The organism is Bradyrhizobium lablabi, assembly GCF_900141755.1.
Taxonomy (GTDB): Bacteria; Pseudomonadota; Alphaproteobacteria; order Rhizobiales; family Xanthobacteraceae; genus Bradyrhizobium; species Bradyrhizobium lablabi_A.
The window spans coordinates 3,075,609-3,090,918 of sequence record NZ_LT670844.1; the positions used below are offsets into that span (position 1 = coordinate 3,075,609).

Here is a 15,310-nt window from a genome sequence, read left to right on the forward strand (position 1 = left end):
GTATGGGTCCCCGCTTTCGCGGGGACGACGAGGGTGCGAGATGTCATGACCGACCTCCTGATGCGACCTGTTGCTTCGCCTGCGCAGGCTGCCGGTTGCGCAATTCGTGGCGCGAGAGTTTGCCGACCGAGGTGCGCGGCAGTTCGTCGACGAAATCGAGCGCGGCCGGAATTTCGTGTTTCCCCAGTTTGCCGGAGAGGAATGTTTTAAGCTCTTCCAGGGTGAATGGAGTTGCGCCAGCGCGCAATTTGACAAAGGCCTTCGCCGCCTCGCCGCGGTAATCGTCGGGAATGCCGATCACGATCACCTCATGCACGGCGGGATGGGTGTAGATCGACTGCTCGATCATCTGCGGATAGACGTTAAACCCGCCGGAGATGATCATGTCCTTCTTGCGGTCGACCAGATAAAAATAGCCATCGGCATCCATGTAGCCGATGTCGCCGGTCAGGAACCGGTCGCCGACAAAAGCTTCCGCGGTTTCCTTCGGCCGGTTCCAGTAACCCTTGGTGACGTTCGGCCCTCTGATCCGGATTTCGCCGACCTCGCCCACGGGCAGCACCTTGTTCGGATCGTCGAGCGCAACCACGTCGAGTTCGATGCCCGGCAGCATCAGCCCGATCGAGCCCGGCTTGTCCGGACCATCCTGCGGATGCGCGGTGCCGGGCGAGCAAGTCTCGGTCATGCCCCAGCCGCTCTTCAGCTTCATGCCCACCTTGCGCTCGAAGATTTTTGCGACCTCGACCGGCAGCGGCGCGCCGCCCGAGCCGCAGCTCGCCAGCGAGGAAAGATCGCGCTTGTCGAGATCGGGCAGCGCCGCGATCGCGATCCACATGGTGGGAACGCCGGGAAACGCGGTCGCGCGCTTCACCTCGATGTCGCGCATCACGGCTTCGACATCAAAGCGCTGGTGCAGCGAAATCAGATTGCCGCGCTGGAGCGAGGACAGCATCACGACCGTCAGCGCGAAGATGTGAAACAGCGGCAGCACGCAGACCACGCGCTCGATCGCGTCGCGCTTGGCGCGGGCCGCCTTGCCCCAGACATCGTACATCGACACCGCCGAAGTCAGATTGCCGTGGCTGAGCATGGCGCCCTTCGGCAAGCCCGTGGTGCCGCCGGTATATTGCAACAGCGCGACGTCATCGGCGTCGATCGAAGGCCATTGCGAGGGCTTCGTCGCACCGTCGATGAACTGCCGGTAGGTGATGATCGCAGGACTTGCCGGCAGCGGCGTCTGCGGCGTTCCGACCTTGCCCCAGTGGTCGTCCTCGCAGACGATCAGGCGGTCGAGCAGGCCTTTTGCCAAAAACTTCAGCGCCGTCGGCAATAGTGCCGAAAGATTGGAAGTGACGAGAATGCGTGCGCCGCTGTCGCTGAGCTTGTGCGACAGCGCGATCTCGCCGTCGAGCGGCGACAGATGCACGATCCGCGCGCCTGCCTTCAGCGCGCCGAAGAAGTTGATCGGATGATCGGGGGTGTTGCCGAGGAACAGTGCCACTGAATGGTTCTTGCCGTAACCGGCGCGCAGGAAGGCTGCGGCCGCCACCTCGACCATCGCTTCCAGTTCGGCGTAGCTAATCGGGCGGTCGCGGAATTCGATCGCCGGCCGCGCGCCATATTGCATGGCCGCATTCGACAACAGATCAGGGAGCGTGCCCCGCGCGATCGGATCGTCCCAATGGACGCCTTCCGGATAAAACTGTTCGCCGGGATGGGTCATGCGCGCATCGCCGATCGCGAGGTGAGCGCTGCTGCGCAGGCTCCCCTCCCCCTTGCGGGGAGGGGTTGGGGAAGGGGGTCCACACGGGCAGTCCCACCTTCGCCCTGTGAGCTACGGCGGGCAGTCCCGATGCGGCTACCCCCCGCCCTAACCCTCCCCCGCAAGGGGGAAGGGAACGGAGAAACTGTGCTGTTAATCACCATCAAGCCGCTTTCGCGGTCTGCGCCAGCGACGCAAAGGTCTTGCCTTCACTGGCCAAGCGCTTGAGCAGCGGCGCCGGCTCCAGCGAGGGATCGTTGGTCTCCTTGGCGTAGAACGACAACCGGTCGGCGATGTGCTTCAACCCGACCTGGTCGGCATAGAACATCGGGCCACCGCGATAGATCGGCCAGCCATAACCATAGAGCCAGATCACGTCGATATCGCTCGGACGCGCAGCGATCCCCTCTTCCAGGATCCGCGCGCCCTCGTTGATCATCGGATACATCATGCGCTCGAGGATTTCGTCGTCACTGACGACGCGGCGCTTGCGCCCGAGCCGCTGCAGGGTCTCGTCGATCAGTTTTTCCACTTCCGGATCGGGCAGCGGCGAGCGCGAGCCGCTTTCATATTTGTAATAGCCCTTGCCGGTCTTCTGGCCGAAGCGTCCGGCCTCGCACAGCGCATCCGCGATTTCCGACTTGATGCCGCGATCCTTGCGCGAGCGCCAGCCGATATCGAGGCCGGCGAGATCGCCCATCGCGAACGGCCCCATCGGCATGCCGAACTTTGTGACCACGGCATCGACCTGCTGGGGCAACGCGCCTTCGAACAGGAGCTTTTCGGCCTGCTTGCCGCGCTGCGCCAGCATACGGTTGCCGACAAAGCCGTCGCAGACGCCGACCACCGCCGGCACCTTTGCGATCTTGCGGGCCACCGCAACCGCGGTGGTCAGCGCATCCGGCGCGGTCTTTGCCGCGCGCACGATCTCGCACAGCTTCATCACGTTCGCCGGTGAGAAGAAGTGCATGCCAAGCACGTCCTGCGGACGCTTTGTCTCCTTGGCAATCTCGTCGATGTTCAGATACGAGGTGTTGGAAGCCAGCACCGCGCCCGGCTTTGCAAATTTGTCGAGCGCTGCGAACACTTCCTTCTTGATCGCCATGGTCTCGAACACGGCCTCGATCACCAGGTCAGCGTCCTTGACGTTCTCAAGGCCGACCACGCCGTTGATCAGGGCCATCCGCTTGGCGGGTGCGTCGGCGGGAATGCCGCCGCGTGCGGCGGTGGCCTCATAATTCTTCTGCATCACGCCCATGCCGCGCTTGAGCTGCTCCTCGCCGGTCTCGATCAGCGTTACCGGAATGCCGGCATTGGCAAACGACATCGCGATGCCGCCGCCCATGGTGCCGGCGCCGATGATGGCGACGCGCTCGACGTTACGCGGCTTGGTGCCGTCTGGGACGCCGGCGATTTTTGCGGCTTCGCGCTCGGAGAAGAAGGCGTAGCGCTGCGCCTTCGATTGATCGCTGGCGACGAGCTTTAGAAAACCTTCGCGCTCCTTCTTCAATCCTTCATCGAACGGCAGGTCGATCGCGGCGCCGACCGCATCCGCCGCGGCGAACGGCGCTTCCAGCCCGCGCGCCTTCTTGGTCATCGATGCGACGGCGTTGGTGAAGATCGAACGGTCGGCCTTGGCGGCGGCAAGTTTTGAATCGTCGTCGCGCAATTTGCGCAATGGACGCTTCTCCGCCAGCACTTTTCGGGCAAAGGCCTCGCCGCCGGACGCCGGCCCCTCGACGATTTCCTCGATCAGGCCGTTCTTGAGCGCGTCAGACGCGCTGATCGGATCGCCGCCGACGATCATCTTGACCGCGAGCTCGGGGCCGACCGCGCGCGGCAAACGTTGCGTGCCGCCGGCGCCCGGCAACAGCCCGAGCTTTACCTCGGGCAGACCCAACTTCGCGTCCTTGGTGGCAACGCGAAAGTGGCAGGCAAGCGCGACTTCGAGGCCGCCGCCAAGGGCTGTGCCATGAATGGCGGCAATGATCGGCTTCGGCGAGTTCTCCATCACGGTCAGCACCTCGTGCAGGCCCGGAGGCTTGGGCGGCTTGCCGAATTCGGTGATGTCGGCGCCGGCGATAAAAGTGCGCCCCGCACAGGTCAACACGATCGCCTTTATTTCGGGATCGGCGATGGCGCTGTTGATGCATTCCAGAATGCCGCCGCGCACCGCGGCGCTCAGCGCATTCACCGGAGGGCTGTTGACCGTGACGATGCCGACGACGTCATGACGCTCGAGTTTTACGACTTCGCTCACGAGACTCTCCCTGGAATAAGCTGCGCTTCGTTGTGTTGTTGTTAACGTGAACCGCTTGACTTGCGTTTACCGGCTATTTCGCACTGCGGAATTTAATTCCACATCTTGACACGGAGGGTTATTTTGAAGCAGGTCCGTTGTCAACGAGGTCCGTACAGCGGCAGGAAATGAAACGTCCAGGCAAGAAGGTGGCGACCGATCGCAGCTTCGTCGTCGCGCTTTCCCGCGGCCTTGATGTGCTACGCGCATTCCGTCCCAACGACGGGCTTCTTGGCAATCAGGAGATCGCGGCCCGTACCAACTTGCCAAAGCCGACCGTTTCCCGGCTGACCTATACTTTGACCAAGCTCGGTTACCTTACACCCGTTCCGCGGTTCGAGAAATATCAGTTGGCGCCGTCAGCCATGTCGCTCGGCTATGCCGCCCTTGCCAATCTCGGCGTTCGGCATTTGTCCGAGCCGTTTCGCGAGGAAGTGATGCGGGAGACCGGCGGCGCGGTCGCGGTCGGCGGCCGCGATCGCACCAGCATGATCTATTTCGGCCAGAGCCGCGGCATGACTCTCGGCGTTCAACTGGACGTCGGTTCGCGAATACCGATTGCAACCACGGCCATGGGCCGCGCCTATATCTGGGCGCTGCCGCCCGACGAGCGGGCCGCCTTACTGCGCGAACTGCGCGAACATTACGGCAGCCGCTGGCCGAAGATGCGCGACGGCATGGAGCGCGCCGGCGAAACGGTGGCAAAACTCGGTTTTGCCATCTCGGCGGGCGAATGGCATGACGACATCCATGCGGTCGGCGTTGCGCTGAAGCTGAACGACGGAACCGGTCCTTACGCGTTTAACTGTGGCGCTCCGGCATTCCGTTTTACGGAAGATCGGCTGCGCAACGATATTGGACCTCGCCTCGTGGCGATGGTAAGGAACATCGAAGCCGCCTTGGGCGGCGCGGCGCCGCAATCAAAAAAAGACAATAAGAAGTTGAAATCAGGAGGGAAAGTTGCACGTGTGGTCGAGGGGATCAGATAGCCTTCATCATCGCGACCAGCGAACGGGTTCGCATGGTCACTCCAGCCCAGCGCGTGATATGGGCGGGACCAGATGACGCAGGCACAGCTCGCGCAGGGACAAGATCCCCTGCTTGCGGTCCGCGACGTCAGCGTCGTGTTCGGCGGCATCGTCGCGTTGAATGGCGTGTCCTTTGACATGCATCAGGGCCAGATTCTCGGCCTGATCGGGCCGAACGGCGCCGGCAAGACCACCCTCTTCAATTGCCTTTCCCGGCTCTACCAGCCGAGCGCCGGCGACATCCTGATGGAAGGCCGCAGCATTCTGACGCGTCCGCCGCACCGGATCGCCGAAATCGGCATCGGCCGCACCTTCCAGAACGTAGCCCTGTTTGCCAATCTGTCGGTGCTCGACAACGTCCGGGTCGGCACCCATTCCCGCACCAACAGCGACATCATCAGCGACTCCCTGAAGCTGCCCTGGGTGCGCCGCGGCGAGGCCGCCCTCAACAAGCACGTCCACGACATCGTCAGCTATCTCGACCTCGACGACGTCGCCCATGTCACGGTTTCCGGATTGCCGTTCGGCACCCAGAAGCGCGTCGAATTGGCCCGCGCGCTCGCGGCCGATCCGAAGATCCTGCTGCTCGACGAGCCCGCCGGCGGCCTCAACCACGAGGAAGTTCACGTGCTCGGCGACCTCATTCGAAGGATTCGCGACGAACGCAACGTCACCATCCTGCTGGTCGAGCATCACATGGGCCTGGTGATGTCGATCGCCGACCACGTGGTGGCGCTGAATTTCGGCCGCAAGCTCGCCGAGGGGACGCCGGCCAAGGTGCAATCCGACCCGGACGTCATCAAGGCCTATCTGGGGAGCAAGGACCAATGACGGCGATGCTCAACGTCAAGGATTTGCGGGCCTATTACGGCCAGGTGCAGGCGCTTCATGGTCTCAGTTTTGCGCTCAACGAGGGCAGCCTGACCACGCTCCTGGGGGCCAACGGCGCCGGCAAGACCACCACCCTGCGCGCGATCTGCAGCATGGTGCGCTCGACCGGCGCGATCGAATTCGAAGGCAAGCCGTTGTCCGGCCGGTCGACCGAGAACGTCGTCCGTCTCGGCATTGCACATGTGCCGCAGGGCCGCGGCACCTTCACCACCATGACGGTGGAGGAAAATCTGCAGCTCGGCGCGATCACACGCAACGACAAGAAGAACATCGTTTCCGATATCGAGCGCATGTACGACCATTTCCCGGTGCTCAAGCAGCGCTATGCCCAGCAGGCCGGCACGCTGTCGGGCGGCGAGCAGCAGATGCTGGCGGTCGCCCGCGCGCTGATGCTGCGTCCGCGGCTGATGCTATTGGACGAGCCGTCGTTCGGGCTGGCGCCGCTGATCGTGCGCGACCTGTTCAAGATCCTCGGCAAGATCAATCGCGAGGACAAGGTCACCATCCTGGTGGTGGAGCAGAACGCGCAGCTCGCGCTGGAGCTCGCCGACCAGGCCTATGTGATCGAAACCGGCCGCATCGTGATGTCGGGAAACGCCGCCGAGATCGCGAATAACGAAGACGTGCGTAAATCCTATCTGGGTTACTAAGGGGAACGCGGTCATGGAGCTTTTCGTCAATCAAATCCTGGCCGGGATTTCCACCGGCGCGATCTATGCCTGCATGGCGCTCGCCGTCGTCATGATCTACCAGGCGATCGATCATCTGAATTTCGCGCAGGGCGAAATGGCGATGTTCTCGACCTTCATCTCCTGGCAGTTGATGCAGTGGGGCGTACCCTATTGGGGCGCCTTTGTGCTCACGCTGGCATTCTCGTTCGCCGGCGGCATCGCGATCGAGAGGTTGCTGTTCAGGCCGCTGGCGAAAGCGCCGATCCTGACCAACGTTGCCGGTTTCATCGCACTGTACGCGATCATCAACAGCGTCGCCGGCTTGATCTGGGATTTCACCATCAAGCAATACCCGACGCCGTTCGGGTCCTCGCCGTTTCTCGGCAGCCAGCTGATCTCGACCCACCAGGCCGGCATGATCGGCATCACTATCCTGCTGTTGATCGGACTGTATTTCTTCTTCCAGTTCACGCGGATGGGGCTTGCGATGCGGGCGGCCGCCTCGCTGCCTGAATCGGCGCGGCTGGTCGGCATCAACACCTCGTGGATGATCGCGCTCGGCTGGGGCATGGCGGCCGCGATCGGCTCGATCGCCGGCATGATGATCGCGCCGGTGGTGTTTCTGGAGCCGAACATGATGCTCGGCGTCCTGATCTACGGATTTGCCGCCGCGGTCCTCGGCGGGCTGACCAGTCCGTTCGGCGCGGTCATCGGCGGCTTCCTGGTCGGCATCTTCGAAAATCTGGTCGGGACCTATATCCCCGGCGTCGGCAATGAATTGAAACTGCCGATCGCGCTGGCGCTGATCATCACCGTCCTGGTCGTCAAACCCGCCGGCCTGTTCGGCCGGCCCATCGTGAAGCGAGTTTGATCATGAGCGCAATTCAGGAAGTCGTCACCGAAGCCCCGGCGGTAGAGGCCGTTCCCAAGCGGGCCATGACGCTCGGCGCCGGAACCTCGCTGGTGGTGCTGGCGTTGCTGATCGCGGCGCCCTTGTTCGTCAAGAACTTCATCATCTTCCAGCTGACGATGCTCCTGATCTACGGGCTCGCGGTGCTGGCGCTCAACATCCTGACCGGCGGCAGCGGCCAATTCTCGCTCGGCCAGAGCGCGTTCTACGCGGTCGGCGCCTACACCTCGGCGATCCTGATGGAACATCTGGGCATGAATTACGCCCTGACCTTGCCGATCGCCGGCATCATCTGCTTCGGCTTCGGATTCCTGTTCGGCCAGCCGGCGCTGCGGCTCTCCGGTGTCTATCTGGCGCTGGCGACCTTCGCCTTGGCGACCGCGATGCCGCAACTGCTAAAACTCGGCTATTTCGAGAACTGGACCGGCGGCGTGCAGGGCCTGGTCGTGACCAAACCCGACGCGCCGTTCGGGCTGCCGATGTCGCAGGACATGTGGCTCTATTACTTCACGCTCGTCGTCACCATCGCGATCTATATCTTCTCGGTCAACCTGCTGAGGTCGCGTTCGGGGCGCGCCTTCATGGCGATCCGCGACAACGAGATCGCGGCCTCCGCCATGGGCATCGACGTTGCGCTGTACAAGACGCTGGCGTTCGGGGTCTCCGCCGGCATCACCGGCGTTGCCGGCGGCCTGGGCGCGATCGCCGTGCAGTTCGTCGCGCCCGACGGCTACACCATCCAGCTCGCGATATCGCTGTTTCTCGGCATGGTGGTCGGCGGCGTCGGATGGCTGCCCGGATCGATCGTGGGTTCGGCCTTCATCATTTTCGTACCGAACATCGCGGAGGGCATCTCAAAAGGCCTCTCCGGCGCGGTGTTCGGCGTGCTGCTGTTCCTCGTGATCTTCCTGGTGCCGCATGGCGCAAGGCAAGTCGCCATGGTCGCCCATCAACTGGTCGGCAAGTTCAAGAAAAATTAACAAGGAGAAACAATGCTTTCTGCAAGAATACTACGAATCGCCGCGTTTTCGACGGCGGTCATCGCTTTCGCTACCACCTCGGGCACCGCACTTGCCCAAAAGAAATACGACACCGGTGCGACCGATACCGAAATCAAGCTCGGCAACATCATGCCCTATAGCGGCCCGGCGTCGGCCTATGGCGTGATCGGCAAGATCGAAGACGCCTATTTCAAAATGATCAACGAGCAGGGCGGCATCAACGGCCGCAAGATCAATTTCATCAGCTACGACGACGGCTATAGCCCGCCGAAAGCCGTCGAACAGGCCCGCAAGCTGGTCGAGAGCGACGAGGTTCTCTTCCTGTTCGGGCCGCTGGGGACGCCGTCGAACTCGGCGATTCAGAAATACCTGAACTCCAAGAAGGTGCCCCAGCTCTTCGTTGCAACCGGCGCGACCAAATTCGGCGACTACAAGGATTTTCCCTGGACCATGGGATGGCAGCCTGCCTACCAGAGCGAGGGCCGCATCTACGCGAAGTATCTCTTGAAGGAGAAGCCTGACGCAAAGATCGCGATCATGTATCAGAACGACGATTTCGGTAAGGACCTGTTGAAGGGCCTGAAAGACGGTCTCGGCGACAAGGCATCTTCCATGATCGTGGCCGAGGAGAGCTACGAGGTGGCAGAGCCGACCATCGACTCGCACATCGTCAAGCTGAAAGCGACCGGAGCGGACGTCTACTTCAGCATGACCACGCCGAAATTCGCCGCCCAGAGCATCAAGAAGGTGGCCGAACTCGGCTGGAAGCCGATGTACTTCCAGAGCAATGTCGGAGCGTCCGTCGGATCGGTGCTGCAGCCCGCCGGTTTCGAGAATGCGCAAGATATTCTCTCCGCAGCCTATGCCAAGGACGGCGCCGACGCGCAGTGGGACAATGACGAGGGCATGAAGAAATTCTACGCCTTCCTTGCGAAGTACGCGCCGGAGGCCAACAAGGCCGACGGGTCGGTCGTGTTCGGCTACGGTCAGGCTCAAACCATGGTGCAAGTGCTGAAGCAGGCCGGCGACAACCTCACGCGCGAAAACATCATGAAGCAGGCCGCCAGCATCAAGGATTTCGCCCCCGACACGCTGCTGCCGGGCGTGAAAATCAACACCAGTGCGACGGATTTCTATCCGATCGAACAGCTCCAGATGATGCGGTTCAAGGGTCAGAAGTGGGATCTGTTCGGACCCGTCATCAGCGGGGAAGTCGGCGGCTAGAAGCGTTTTCAAGCGAAGTGGAAACCGGTTCGCGTTAAGAAAACGCGTCAAATCAAAAATCTAGAGCCCCGTTTCGATGGAATCGAAACGGGGCTCTAGGCCGCGCCTTTCACGGGTCTGTGACCCGACCCTGTTCGACTAAATGACGCCCCCTGCGACGCTGTCGCAGGGGGCTTTTTGTTGCTGGTCGGCTGCGGAAGGTATTCAATCCGGCGAGGAGCCAACAAGCGCTCCCAATCAAGAAAATCGACACATTCAACCGGGACCAAGGAGGTCGACATGCCTGCTATCCATTTGCGATTGGGGGCCTTTTCGGCTGCCCTCGCAGTGCTTGCGTTAGCCAGCAACCCAGCACTGGCGCAAAAGAAATACGACATCGGCGCCACCGATACCGAAATCAAGATCGGCAACATTATGCCCTATAGCGGGCCCGCCTCCGCCTACGGCGTGATCGGCAAGACCGAACAGGCCTACTTCAACAAGATCAATGCCGAGGGCGGCATCAACGGCCGCAAGATCAATTTTATCAGTTACGACGATGCCTATAGCCCCCCGAAGACGGTCGAGCAGGCGCGCAAGCTGGTCGAGAGCGACGAGGTGCTGTTCATCTTCAATTCGCTGGGCACGCCGCCGAATTCGGCGATCCAGAAATACATGAACACCAAGAAAGTGCCGCAGCTGTTCGTCGCCACCGGCGCCACCAAGTGGAACGACCCGAGGGAATTCCCGTGGACCATGGGCTGGCAGCCCAACTACCAGAGCGAATCCCGCATCTACGCCAAGTATATTCTCAAGAATATGCCGAATGCCAAGATCGCTATCCTCTACCAGAACGACGACTACGGCAAAGACTACGTCAAGGGCCTGAAGGACGGGCTCGGCGCCAAGGCCCCCTCGATGATCGTCGCCGAGGAAAGCTACGAAACCACGCAACCCACCATCGATTCGAGCATCGTCAAATTGAAATCGACCGGTGCCGACGTGTTCTTCAACGTCACCACGCCGAAATTCGCGGCGCAGGCGATCAAGAAGATCTCCGAAATCGAGTGGAAGCCGCTGCATATTCTGAACAACGTCTCCGCCTCGATCGGCGCCGTGATGAAGCCGGCCGGTTTTGAGAACTCGCAGGGCATCATCTCGTCCACCTACCTGAAGGATGCGTCAGATCCACAGTGGAAGGACGATGCCGGCATGAAGGCCTTCGACGAGTTCCTCGCCAAGTACTTCCCTGAAGGCAACCGGGTCGATGCCAACCTGATGTACGGCTACACCGTCGCGCAAGGCCTCGTTTATGTGCTGAAGAACTGCGGTGACGATCTGACGCGGGCGAACATCATGAAGCAGGCGGCGAGCATCAACGGGCTCGAGCTCGGCGGGCTGCTGCCGGGCATCAAGGCGCAGACCAGCGCTACTGACTTCGCTCCGATCTCCCAGCTCCAGTTGATGAAATTTAATGGCGAGAAGTGGGATCTGTTCGGCGACATCATCTCCGGCGACGTCGGCGGCTGACACCGTTCCGAGCCGGTTATTCCGGCCGGCTGACTACTAAAAAGGCAGCCCCTGCGGCAATGCTGCAGGGGCTTTTTGTTGCTGGCCGCCCCCAAATGGTATTCAATCCCGCCCGCGTCGCAAGAAATCTCAATCAACAAAATGGCGCATGCACAAGCATCTCAACAATGGGAGATCAGGAATGCCTGTTGCCATCAGCAGAGTAGCCATTGCTTCCGCCGCGTTCGCTCTGTTCGCTGCGTCGAGCAGCGGCGCGCTCGCTCAAAAAAAATACGACACCGGCGCCACCGATACCGAAATCAAGATCGGCAACATCATGCCCTATAGCGGTCCCGCTTCCGCTTACGGCGTGATCGGCAAGACCGAGGCCGCCTACTTCAAGAAGATCAATGATGCCGGCGGCATCAACGGCCGCAAGATCAATTTTATCAGTTACGACGACGGTTATAGTCCGCCGAAGACCGTCGAGCAGGCGCGCAAGCTGGTCGAGAGCGACGAGGTGCTGTTCATTTTCAATCCGCTCGGCACGCCGCCGAATTCCGCGATCCACAAATACATGAATTCGAAGAAGGTGCCGCAGCTGTTCGTCGCCACCGGCGCCACCAAGTGGAACGACCCCGCGAACTTCCCGTGGACCATGGGCTGGCAGCCGAACTACCAGAGCGAGTCGCGAATCTACGCCAAGTTCCTGTTGAAGGAAAAGCCTGACGCCAAGATCGCGGTGCTGTACCAGAACGACGATTACGGCAAGGACTATCTGAAAGGCCTGAGGGACGGGCTCGGCGCCAAGGCGGCCTCGATGATCATCGCCGAGGAGAGTTTCGAGACCACCGAGCCCACGGTCGACAACCACATCGTCAAGCTCAAATCGACCGGCGCCGATGTGTTCGTCGATATCGCGACGCCGAAATTCGCCGCGCAGGCGATCAAGAAGGTCGCCGAGATCGAATGGAAGCCGCTTCACATCCTCAACAACGTCTCGGCTTCCATCGGTGCGGTGATCAAGCCGGCGGGCTTTGAGAATTCACAAGGCATTATCTCCGCCACCTACCTGAAGGATGCTTCCGATCCGCAGTGGGACAACGACCCCGGCATGAAGCAGTTCTATGACTTCATGACCAAGGATTTTCCGGAAGGCAACAAGCTCGACGGCTCGACCGTGGTCGGCTACGGCGTCTCGCAAACGCTGGTCGAGGTGCTCAAGAAGTGCGGTGACGACCTAACCCGCGAAAACGTCATGAAGCAGGCGGCAAGCCTGAAGGATTTCCGCACCGAAGTCCTGCTGCCCGGCATCATGATCGACACCTCACCGACCGATTTCGCCCCGATCAGCCAGCTTCAGCTGATGCGGTTCAAGGGTGAGAAATGGGATCTATTTGGCGACGTGATCTCCGGCGACGTCGGGGGCTGAGTTCCCTCTCCGCGGAGCCGGCGTGTTTCTGCTCCCTCGCCCCGCACTTCGCGGGGAGAGGGTTGGGGTGAGGGGCTGCTTCCGCAGGTTCCTTAGGATGACGAGTTCGAGGTGAGTCCCCCTCACCCGGATTGCTTTCGCAAATCCGACCTCTCCCCGCAAGCGGGGCGAGGTGGAGCAACCCCCCGCAGCGTGCTGCGGGGGTTTTCTTTTGCGAAAATCGGATGGATAACCTGACGGTGCAAGTGTCCATCCCGATTCCCGTGAAGCCATGACCGACAGACGTCCCCTCCTGCGCGCGATCTTCGATGCCGCCGTCGCCGCCGCACATCCCGACATGGTGCTGGCGGCACACCTGCCTCCCGCACCGAAAGGCCGGGTGATCTGTCTCGCCGCCGGCAAGGGCGCGGCCGCCTTGGCCGCGGCGGCCGAGCGGCACTATCTCGACCAGCTTGGCCTGCCGCCGTCGCGCCTCGAAGGCATCGCGACCACCCGCCACGGCCATGGCGTGCCGACGCGACGGATCAAGGTGATCGAGGCCGGCCATCCGGTTCCCGACGAAGCCTCGCTGAAGAGCGCGGAGGAAAGTCTGCATCTCGCCGCGAGCGCCGGCGCTGACGATCTCCTGCTGGTGCTGTTGTCGGGCGGCGGCTCGGCGAACTGGATCGCGCCGGTCGAAGGCGTGTCGTTCGCGCAGAAGCAATTGTTGAACCGCGCGCTATTGCGCTCGGGCGCGCCGATCGGCGAGATGAACGCGGTTCGCAAGCATTTGTCGCGGATCAAGGGCGGTCGGCTCGCACATGAAGGCAAGCGCGCCGAGATCGTGACGCTGGCGATCTCCGACGTTCCCCGTGACGACCCCTCCGCGATCGCGTCGGGACCCACAGTACCGGATCCGACGACCTTAGCGGATGCGCGCGCCATCATCGCGAAATACGGCATCAAGGTCGACGACGCGATCCGGCGCGCGCTAGACGACCCCAGAAACGAGAGTTGCAAGCCCGGTGACCCCGCTTTCGTCCGCGCGCGGTTCGAATTGATCGCGCGACCGCGGGCATCGCTCGACGCCGCGATCCGGGAGGCAAGCGCGGCGGGATACGACATCGTCGATCTCGGCGCCGACCTCGAAGGCGAGGCGCGTGAGGTGGCCAAGGATCACGCGAAACTTGCGCTGCGGGCGCGCAGCGAGCGCAAGCGCGTCGCGATCCTGTCGGGCGGCGAACTCACCGTCACCGTGCGCGGCAACGGCCATGGCGGTCCCAATCAGGAATATGCGTTGGCGCTGGCCGACCTGCTCAAGGGCACATCCGGCATTTCGGCGCTGGCGGCGGATACCGACGGCGCCGATGGCGGCGGCGGCAGCGCGACCGACCCGGCCGGCGCCATGATCGATCAGATCACCTTTGCGATGATGGCATCGCTTAACCTCGATCCGCAGGCCTATCTCGACAACAACAACGCGACCGCCTTCTTTGCCGCCACCGGTGATCTCCTGCTGACCGGCCCGACGCTGACCAATGTCAACGATATCAGGGTGATTTTGGTGGATCGCGAATAGGCGCTTGAACCCAGGCGAGCGCCTGCATCATCCAAGCTGGTTGGCGGGTTTTGGCGCCTCCAGTACTGTTCGGCCGATCGATTGCCAGGCAGGCGACGCCGCGGGCGCACGACATGGTTGATCCCGCCGACGGAAGCAGGAATTTCAATCCCCTGTGGAACGCGATGTTCTCGGGTGAACTTCCGATGCTGCGGGCCGGAAAATGCTCCGGCTGATGTCTCCGACCGCACATGACCGCTGCCGCCTCTGCTACGCCGGCTTCGACGGCTTCACAGCGCCGATCATGCGCGCCATGGGCCGCGCGCAATGGCGGCGCAATCCTCATTATTGCGAGAAGTGTGAATCGGTGCTCGCCGAACAACGCGGCGGCACCGAGATGGAAATCGCGGTGCTCTTTGCCGACGTACGCGGCTCGACGCAGTTCGCTGCAAGCATGCGGCCCGCCGAATTCGCGGCGCTGATACAGAGATTCTTCAAGACCGCGACCGAAATATTCACCTGGACCGACGCCATCATCGACAAGATGGTCGGCGACGAGGTGATCGGCATCTTTGTTCCCGGCCTGATCGGTCCCGATTATCGCCGGCGCGCCGTTGCGGCTGGACTCAAACTGCTTCGCGCCACAGGCCATGCTGATCCGGCCGGACCTTGGCTTTCAATAGGCGTCGGCGTGCATGCCGGTGAGACGTTTTTGGGCTCGATCGGCGCCGAAGGAGGTGCCTACCAATTTGCCGTGCTCGGCGACACCATGAATTTCGGGGCCCGGCTGGTCGCCGCCGCCAAGGGCGGCGAAATGGTCCTGAGCGAGGCCGTATGGAAGGACGTCTCCGGCGAGGTGGCGGCTCAACCGCGAAGCCTCGAACTCAAGGGCTATGCCGGGCCGGTCAGGACTTACGCGACGCAGCTGACGCCGAAATAGTCCGCGCGCGCGGCGCGCTCCAAGACCCCCTCAGACGGCCAAAATTATTAACCCTTTGTTGAGCGAATTTTAAGGAACTCGCCAAAAATCCGGGCATCTCAAGGGCGGAGTTCACCAGCTTTGGCTT

Annotated in this window: 12 protein-coding genes; 10 read left to right on the plus strand and 2 right to left on the minus strand. The window is 61.9% G+C overall.

What is annotated here, in order from left to right:
- Nucleotides 1–43: 43 nt before the first annotated feature.
- Nucleotides 44–1,723, minus strand: coding sequence for a dicarboxylate--CoA ligase PimA (gene pimA / locus B5526_RS14320; protein ID WP_079538910.1), 1,680 nt, complete (start codon nt 1,721–1,723; stop codon nt 44–46).
- A 202-nt stretch (nt 1,724–1,925) separates the two neighbouring features.
- Entirely contained in the window at nt 1,926–4,022 is a 2,097-nt protein-coding gene (locus B5526_RS14325; protein WP_079538912.1) for a 3-hydroxyacyl-CoA dehydrogenase NAD-binding domain-containing protein, read from the minus strand.
- A 167-nt stretch (nt 4,023–4,189) separates the two neighbouring features.
- On the opposite strand from B5526_RS14325, the gene B5526_RS14330 reads away from it, so the two are divergent.
- The 10 genes from B5526_RS14330 to B5526_RS14375 all read left to right on the plus strand — a co-directional run bounded on the left by B5526_RS14330 (nt 4,190) and on the right by B5526_RS14375 (nt 15,183).
- Nucleotides 4,190–5,050 carry an IclR family transcriptional regulator gene (locus tag B5526_RS14330; RefSeq protein WP_079538914.1) on the plus strand — a complete coding sequence of 287 codons (861 nt, stop codon included), beginning with the start codon at nt 4,190–4,192 and terminating at the stop codon, nt 5,048–5,050.
- A gap of 72 nt (nt 5,051–5,122) precedes the next feature.
- Nucleotides 5,123–5,920, plus strand: coding sequence for an ABC transporter ATP-binding protein (locus B5526_RS14335; protein ID WP_079538916.1), 798 nt, complete (start codon nt 5,123–5,125; stop codon nt 5,918–5,920).
- Nucleotides 5,917–6,630 (plus strand): ABC transporter ATP-binding protein, encoded by a 714-nt coding sequence (locus B5526_RS14340; protein WP_079538917.1) that lies wholly within the window; start codon nt 5,917–5,919, stop codon nt 6,628–6,630. The genes B5526_RS14335 and B5526_RS14340 overlap by 4 nt, the downstream gene beginning before the upstream one ends.
- A 13-nt stretch (nt 6,631–6,643) precedes the next feature.
- Entirely contained in the window at nt 6,644–7,522 is an 879-nt protein-coding gene (locus B5526_RS14345; RefSeq protein ID WP_079538919.1) for a branched-chain amino acid ABC transporter permease, read from the plus strand.
- Nucleotides 7,523–7,524: 2 nt separating this feature from the next.
- Nucleotides 7,525–8,541, plus strand: coding sequence for a branched-chain amino acid ABC transporter permease (locus B5526_RS14350; RefSeq protein WP_079538921.1), 1,017 nt, complete (start codon nt 7,525–7,527; stop codon nt 8,539–8,541).
- 12 nt (nt 8,542–8,553) lie between these two features.
- The gene (locus B5526_RS14355; protein ID WP_079538923.1) at nt 8,554–9,786 is read left to right on the plus strand and encodes an ABC transporter substrate-binding protein; all 1,233 of its coding nucleotides are present in this window, start codon (nt 8,554–8,556) and stop codon (nt 9,784–9,786) included.
- Between the two features lie 279 nt (nt 9,787–10,065).
- Complete coding sequence (locus tag B5526_RS14360) at nt 10,066–11,295, plus strand: ABC transporter substrate-binding protein (protein WP_079538925.1); 1,230 nt, start codon at nt 10,066–10,068, stop codon at nt 11,293–11,295.
- Nucleotides 11,296–11,476: 181 nt separating this feature from the next.
- Nucleotides 11,477–12,706, plus strand: a complete 1,230-nt coding sequence (locus B5526_RS14365; RefSeq protein WP_079538926.1) for an ABC transporter substrate-binding protein — start codon at nt 11,477–11,479, stop codon at nt 12,704–12,706.
- A gap of 271 nt (nt 12,707–12,977) precedes the next feature.
- The gene (locus tag B5526_RS14370; protein WP_079538928.1) at nt 12,978–14,264 is read left to right on the plus strand and encodes a glycerate kinase type-2 family protein; all 1,287 of its coding nucleotides are present in this window, start codon (nt 12,978–12,980) and stop codon (nt 14,262–14,264) included.
- A 214-nt stretch (nt 14,265–14,478) separates the two neighbouring features.
- The gene (locus B5526_RS14375; protein ID WP_172842040.1) at nt 14,479–15,183 is read left to right on the plus strand and encodes an adenylate/guanylate cyclase domain-containing protein; all 705 of its coding nucleotides are present in this window, start codon (nt 14,479–14,481) and stop codon (nt 15,181–15,183) included.
- Nucleotides 15,184–15,310 lie beyond the last annotated feature (127 nt).

Excerpts from the sequence above, each read along its gene's own strand:
- pimA (WP_079538910.1), bottom strand. The coding sequence starts at position 1,723 with ATGACCCATCCCGGCGAACAGTTTTATCCGGAAGGCGTCCATTGGGAC.
- B5526_RS14330 (WP_079538914.1), top strand. The coding sequence starts at position 4,190 with ATGAAACGTCCAGGCAAGAAGGTGGCGACCGATCGCAGCTTCGTCGTC.
- B5526_RS14335 (WP_079538916.1), top strand. The coding sequence starts at position 5,123 with ATGACGCAGGCACAGCTCGCGCAGGGACAAGATCCCCTGCTTGCGGTC.
- B5526_RS14340 (WP_079538917.1), top strand. The coding sequence starts at position 5,917 with ATGACGGCGATGCTCAACGTCAAGGATTTGCGGGCCTATTACGGCCAG.
- B5526_RS14345 (WP_079538919.1), top strand. The coding sequence starts at position 6,644 with ATGGAGCTTTTCGTCAATCAAATCCTGGCCGGGATTTCCACCGGCGCG.
- B5526_RS14350 (WP_079538921.1), top strand. The coding sequence starts at position 7,525 with ATGAGCGCAATTCAGGAAGTCGTCACCGAAGCCCCGGCGGTAGAGGCC.
- B5526_RS14355 (WP_079538923.1), top strand. The coding sequence starts at position 8,554 with ATGCTTTCTGCAAGAATACTACGAATCGCCGCGTTTTCGACGGCGGTC.
- B5526_RS14360 (WP_079538925.1), top strand. The coding sequence starts at position 10,066 with ATGCCTGCTATCCATTTGCGATTGGGGGCCTTTTCGGCTGCCCTCGCA.
- B5526_RS14365 (WP_079538926.1), top strand. The coding sequence starts at position 11,477 with ATGCCTGTTGCCATCAGCAGAGTAGCCATTGCTTCCGCCGCGTTCGCT.
- B5526_RS14370 (WP_079538928.1), top strand. The coding sequence starts at position 12,978 with ATGACCGACAGACGTCCCCTCCTGCGCGCGATCTTCGATGCCGCCGTC.
- B5526_RS14375 (WP_172842040.1), top strand. The coding sequence starts at position 14,479 with ATGTCTCCGACCGCACATGACCGCTGCCGCCTCTGCTACGCCGGCTTC.